This window comes from Pseudomonas agronomica (assembly GCF_025917275.1).
In the GTDB taxonomy this organism is placed as follows: Bacteria; Pseudomonadota; Gammaproteobacteria; order Pseudomonadales; family Pseudomonadaceae; genus Aquipseudomonas; species Aquipseudomonas agronomica.
This window is the reverse complement of sequence record NZ_JAOSHO010000348.1, coordinates 1-5,595: the sequence shown is the minus strand read 5'-3', so window position 1 is coordinate 5,595 and position 5,595 is coordinate 1. Positions and strand designations below refer to the sequence as shown.

The following is a 5,595-nucleotide window of genomic DNA, read 5'->3' as shown; positions in this document are numbered from 1 at the left end:
TATTCAATCGCCCCGGAGAAAGATCGCAGCCTCGCTTCGCTCGGCAGCTCCTACGGGATTAACCAGCTTGCACCGGCACGGTCAGCTCGACACGCAACCCGTCCGGGCGGCTGTCGAACTGCAGGCCGCAGCCGCAACGCTGGACGATGGCCTGGACAATCGCCAGCCCGAGCCCGCAGCCGTTGCTCTGGCCATTGCGCCAGAAGCGCTGGGTCAGGTGCTGGATATCATCGGCGGCGATGCCAGGACCGTGGTCGCGCACCTGGAACCGCACACGCTGGCCGATCATTTCCAGGTTCAACTCGATCTCGGTGTCGTCCGGGGTATGGCGCACAGCGTTCTCCAGCAGGTTGCGCAGCGCGGCGATGGACAGCACCGCCGGCATCTGCACCGGCGCATCGGTCAGTTGAGGCGACACCCGCAACCTGATCCGCTGGGGCGCACCGCCGGTCGCGTCCTGGATGGCCAGCCGCGCGACCTGCTCGGCGTTGCATTGCACGCCGTCATCGAATGACAGGCTGCCCTCCACCCGGGCCAGCAACAACAGTTGTTCCAGCGTGCGATGCAGCCGGTCGGCGCCCTCCTCCGCCCGGGCCAGGGACTGGTCACGGGCGACGCCTTCGGTCATGCGCGCCACCTGCAGGTGCGTCTTGATAGCGGTCAACGGGCTGCGCAGTTCATGGGCAGCATCGCCGGTCAGGCGTCGTTCGCGCTCGATGGTCTTGCCGATGCGCAGGAGCAGTTGGTTCTGGGTTTCCAGCAAAGGTCGCAACTCGCTGGGCAGTGGATGAATCTGTAGCGGTTCGAGGGAGTCCGCGTTACGCCGGGTCAAGGCATCGCGCATGCGGTTGAGCGGTGCCAGGCCCTGGCCGATGCCCAGCCACAGCAGGCACAAGCAACCGAGCAAGGCCACCCCGACCGGCACCGAGGCCGCCAGCAGCACCGACAGGTTCAAGGCCTCGCGCTCGATCTGGCGGTCGGCGGTGGTGATGCGCAAGTCACCTCGGGCCAAGGTGAAGCTGCGCCATGGCGCGCCATCGATCATCTGGTCGTGGAAGCCCATTTTCTCGGCTTCCAGGGGCTGCCCCGGGGTGTCATGGCTGCGCGCGAGAATTTCCCCGCGCAAGGAGCTGACCTGGCAGGCCATGCCACCGGGGATACTCAATTGTTCGGCGCTGAAATGCGTGCCCTCCCCCTTGCTGGGTACCGGCGGCAACTGCTCCAGCAAGCCGGCGACCATCCGCGCCGAAGCCACCAGGCGCTGGTCGAGGGAAAACATCATCTGGTTGCGCAGGTCGCTGAGCATCCAGGCCGCGGCCAAGGCCCAGATCAAGGCAAAGGCCGCACCGAGGGTCAGGCTCAGGCGCAGGCGCAGGCTGATCACTTGGCCGATTCCCCGCCATCGGCCGGCCCCAGGCGATAGCCCAGGCCGCGCACCGTCTCGACAATCCCGTTGCCCAACTTGCGCCGCAAATGGTGGATATGGACGTTCAAGGCGTTGCTTTCCAGCTCGTCGTTGAAGCCATAGACGCTGTCCTTGAGTTGCTCGGTAGAGAGCACCCGGCCACGGCTGTGCAGCAGCGCCTGCAACAACGACTGCTCGCGGCGGGACAAGTCCACCGGCTGGCCGTCCAACGTGGTTTCCCGGCTGCTGGGGTCATAGGTCAAACGACCATGCTCGATCAGGTTGACACTGCGCCCGGCCACACGCCGCAACAAGGTGTGCAAGCGCGCCGCCAGTTCGCGCAGGTCGAAGGGCTTGAGCAGGTAGTCATCAGCCCCGGCCTGCAAGCCATCGACCCGGTCGGTCACCGAATCCCGCGCGGTGAGGATCAGCACGGGAATTTCCAGGCCCTGTTGGCGCAATTGCTTGAGCAACTTCAGGCCGTCTTCATCCGGCAGGCCCAGGTCCAATACCATGACGTCGAATGTTGCCACGCCGACCATCGCCCGAGCCGCCGATGCTGTGGCGACGTGCTCGACGGTCAGGCCCTGAGCCGTGAGCCCGGCAACGATGCCGCTGGCAATCAACTCATCGTCTTCGCAGACCAGTACGTGCATGGTAAGCCCCACGGAAAAAGGTAGATTAGGCGGGCGGCCGATTAAGCCGACATTATGCGACGAGTCGAGCAAATATGGGCGATCATTGGCACTTGCCGGTATCGCTGGGTTAATCGACGGTTAATCGCCAGTCGCCACTGTGCCCTCACTTGCTTCGTTCTAAGGCTTTGTCCATGCGTCGATTGTTTTTGCTGTGGCTGTTCCTGATCTCGGGCCTGGCCCAGGCCGCCAATCCCTTCGAAACCAAACCCGATTTCCTGCCGGTGGAGAAGGCGTTCGTCTTCACTTCCGAACGCCTGGATTCCGGTGAGACCCAACTGTTCTGGCAGATCGCCGACGGGTACTACCTGTATCAGCAGCGACTCAAGTTCGATGGCCTGGCCGACGCACAAAAACCGAAGCTGCCCGAGGGCGAAGCACACAGCGACGAATTCTTCGGCGACCAGCAAGTGTATCGCCAGGCCCTGGAGCTGAAGATTCCCGCCGGGGCGACCGGCAAGATCAAGGTCGGCTTCCAGGGCTGCGCCGATGCGGGCCTGTGTTACCCGCCCCAGACCCAAGTGGTCGACCTGGGCGGCGTCACTCCGGCGGCAGCCACTGGCGAAGCGCAGGACCAGGCCCTGGCCAGCGGCCTGCAACAACGCGCGCTGGGCTGGAGCCTGCTGGTGTTCTTTGGTTTGGGGCTGTTGCTGGCGTTTACTCCCTGCTCGCTGCCGATGCTGCCGATCCTGGCGGGATTGGTGGTGGGCAGCGGCGCTGGCCCCCGACGCGGCTTGGCATTGGCTGGCAGCTACGTGATCAGCATGGCCCTGGTGTATGCCGCCATGGGCGTGCTCGCGGCGCTGTTGGGGGCCAATCTCCAGGCATTGCTGCAGCAGCCCTGGCTGCTGGGGACTTTCGCGGCGGTGTTCGTGGTGTTGGCGCTGCCGATGTTCGGATTCTTCGAGCTGCAACTGCCGGCCGCGCTGCGTGACCGGCTGGAAAACGCCGGTCGCCAGCGCCGCGGTGGCAGCCTGGTGGGCGCTGGCATTCTCGGGGCGTTGTCCGGCCTGTTGGTCGGCCCCTGCATGACCGCCCCCTTGGCCGGCGCGCTGCTGTTCATCGCCCAGAGTGGCAATGCGCTGCACGGCGGCCTGATCCTGTTCACCATGGGCGTCGGCATGGGCCTGCCGCTGTTGCTGCTGGTGACCGTGGGCAATCGCTTCCTGCCCAAGCCCGGCGCCTGGATGAACTTGCTCAAGGGCGTGTTCGGCTTCCTGTTCCTGGGTACCGCGCTGCTGATGATCCGCCCGGTCATCGATGGCTCGTTGTGGGTCGGCCTGTGGGGCGCGCTGCTGGTGATCGCAGCCTACTGCGCCTGGCGCCAGACCGAAGGGTTCGGTCGTGCCGCCTATCTGTGGGGTAGCGTATCGCTGCTGTTCGGGTTGTGGGGCAGCCTGCTGCTGGTGGGGGCCGCGGGTGGCAGCGATGATTTGTTCAAGCCGCTGGAGGTCTACAGCGGTGCCCGCGCCACTGCGACCGCCGAGGTCCGGGACGCTTTCACCACGGTCAGCGAACCCGCCGCCCTGCAACGCGAACTGGACGCCGCCAAGGCCCAGGGCCAGTGGGTCCTGCTGGACTACTACGCCGACTGGTGCGTGTCCTGCAAGATCATGGAAAAACAAGTATTCGGCCGCATAGAGGTGCTGGACGCCTTGAAAGGTGTGCGCCTGCTGCGCCTCGACGTCACCTCTGACACGCCCGCCAGCCGCGAATTGCTCAGTCGCTATCAAGTTCCGGGGCCACCGAGCCTGTTGTGGATCGGCACCGACGGTGAAGAACATCGCAACCAGCGGATCACTGGCGAAATAGACGCCAAGGGCTTCCTGGAGCGCTGGAACATGACCCGGAACGCGCCCTGATGTTGACGTTGACCTTGGGCACCTTTGCCATCGCCCTCAATCATCTGCTGTTGATCAGCGCATTGGCGTTGGCGACTTTCGTCGGCTGGCGAGTGGCAAGGCACGGCGGCGAAAACCCCGAATCGGTGCTGTTCGGACTGTTCCTGCTGGGACTCCTGGCCGCGAGGATGGGTTTTGTCGCGGCCTACTGGAGCCATTACCAGGACGACCCGTGGCAGATCGTCGACTTGCGCGACGGCGGTTTCATCGCCTGGCCGGGCATCATCGCGCTGCTGGTCGGCGCCCTGCTATGGGCGCGGCGCCGTCCGGGCCTGCGTCGACCGTTGGCTTTCAGCGTCACCGGCGGCCTGCTGTTCTGGCTCGTGGGAACAATGTCGCTGACGATCTACGAACAAGGCACCCGGTTACCGGAGATCGACCTGCGCAACGCTGAAGGCGAAACCGTCAACCTTGTCGACTATCAGGGCGGCCCACTGGTGATCAATCTCTGGGCCACCTGGTGCCCGCCCTGCCGACGTGAAATGCCGGTGCTGGAAGAAGCCCAGAAACAGCGCCCGGACCTGACGTTCCTGTTCGTCAACCAGGCCGAAAGCATGCAAAGCGTGAGCACCTTCCTTGCCACGCAGGGCTTGAGCCTCACCAATGTGTTGTTCGACGGCAGCGGTCGCCTTGGCCAGGCCGTCGGCTCGATGGCGCTGCCAACGACGCTGTTCTACGGCGCCGATGGCCGCCTGTTGGGCAGTCACTTGGGCGAGTTATCAAAAGCGAGCCTGGCCCGCGCCCTGGAAAATTTCGACACGCCGGGTACGACCACGGCGGCCCACCCCGCGACAAGGAAACTGCCATGCCCCGCCTCCACCACCTGCTGACACTGGCCTTCGCCGGCGCGCTGCTGCAAGCGCCGCTGCTCCAGGCCGAAGAACTGCCTGCGGCCATCCAGAAGATCGAAGCGAAGGGCGCGAAAATCGTCGGCACCTTCGAGGCGCCGAACGGCTTGCGCGGTTATGCCGCGCAATACCAGAACCGTGGCATGGCCCTGTACCTGACGCCGGATGGCAAGCATGTGTTGCTGGGCAACCTATATGACGCGGACGGCAAGGACCTGAGCGCCGAGCCGCTGCAAAAACTGGTCTACGCCCCCATGGCCAAGGCCATCTGGGCGAAGATGGAGGCCAGCAACTGGATCGCCGACGGCAGCAAGGACGCCCCGCGCACCGTATACCTGTTCAGCGATCCGAATTGCCCGTATTGCAACATGTTCTGGGAACAGGCCCGGCCCTGGGTCAAGGCCGGCAAGGTGCAGTTGCGCCACATCATGGTGGGCATCATTCGCGAAGACAGTCCGGGCAAATCGGCCGCGCTGCTCGCCGCCAAGGAGCCGGAGAAAGCCCTGGCGGACCATGAGAAGGCCGGCAAGGCCAGTCCCCTCAAGCCGCTCAAGGAGATACCGCCGGCCATCCAGGCAAAACTGGACGCCAACCAGGCGTTGATGGACGAGCTTGAGCTCTCCGCCACCCCGGCGATTTTCTATCTGGATGACCAGGGCGAACTGCAACAGCAGCAAGGCGCGCCGTCGCCGGACAAGCTCGTGAAGATTCTCGGACCTAAATGATCCGGAATACTGAACTGTGGC

At 64.6% G+C, this 5,595-nt stretch carries 5 protein-coding genes; 3 read left to right on the top strand and 2 right to left on the bottom strand.

Annotated elements, in window-relative coordinates:
* Positions 1-58 precede the first annotated feature (58 nt).
* Together OC610_RS20225 and OC610_RS20220 are read right to left on the bottom strand one after the other, a co-directional pair.
* Positions 59-1,384, bottom strand: a complete 1,326-nt coding sequence (locus tag OC610_RS20225; RefSeq protein WP_264430188.1) for a sensor histidine kinase — start codon at positions 1,382-1,384, stop codon at positions 59-61.
* A complete protein-coding gene (locus OC610_RS20220; protein ID WP_249873928.1) occupies positions 1,381-2,061 on the bottom strand; it encodes a response regulator in 681 nt (226 codons plus the stop codon). Before OC610_RS20220 ends, OC610_RS20225 begins: the two co-directional genes overlap by 4 nt.
* A gap of 173 nt (positions 2,062-2,234) precedes the next feature.
* Here OC610_RS20220 and dsbD point away from each other — a divergent pair, with 173 nt between their 5' ends.
* Genes dsbD through dsbG form a run of 3 tightly spaced genes read left to right on the top strand, consistent with a single transcriptional unit; the run spans position 2,235 to position 5,574 of the window.
* Positions 2,235-3,962 (top strand): protein-disulfide reductase DsbD, encoded by a 1,728-nt coding sequence (dsbD, locus tag OC610_RS20215; protein ID WP_264430186.1) that lies wholly within the window; start codon positions 2,235-2,237, stop codon positions 3,960-3,962.
* Positions 3,962-4,831, top strand: a complete 870-nt coding sequence (locus OC610_RS20210; RefSeq protein WP_264430185.1) for a TlpA family protein disulfide reductase — start codon at positions 3,962-3,964, stop codon at positions 4,829-4,831. The genes dsbD and OC610_RS20210 overlap by 1 nt, the downstream gene beginning before the upstream one ends.
* Positions 4,807-5,574 carry a thiol:disulfide interchange protein DsbG gene (gene dsbG, locus OC610_RS20205; protein WP_264430184.1) on the top strand — a complete coding sequence of 256 codons (768 nt, stop codon included), beginning with the start codon at positions 4,807-4,809 and terminating at the stop codon, positions 5,572-5,574. Before OC610_RS20210 ends, dsbG begins: the two co-directional genes overlap by 25 nt.
* Positions 5,575-5,595 lie beyond the last annotated feature (21 nt).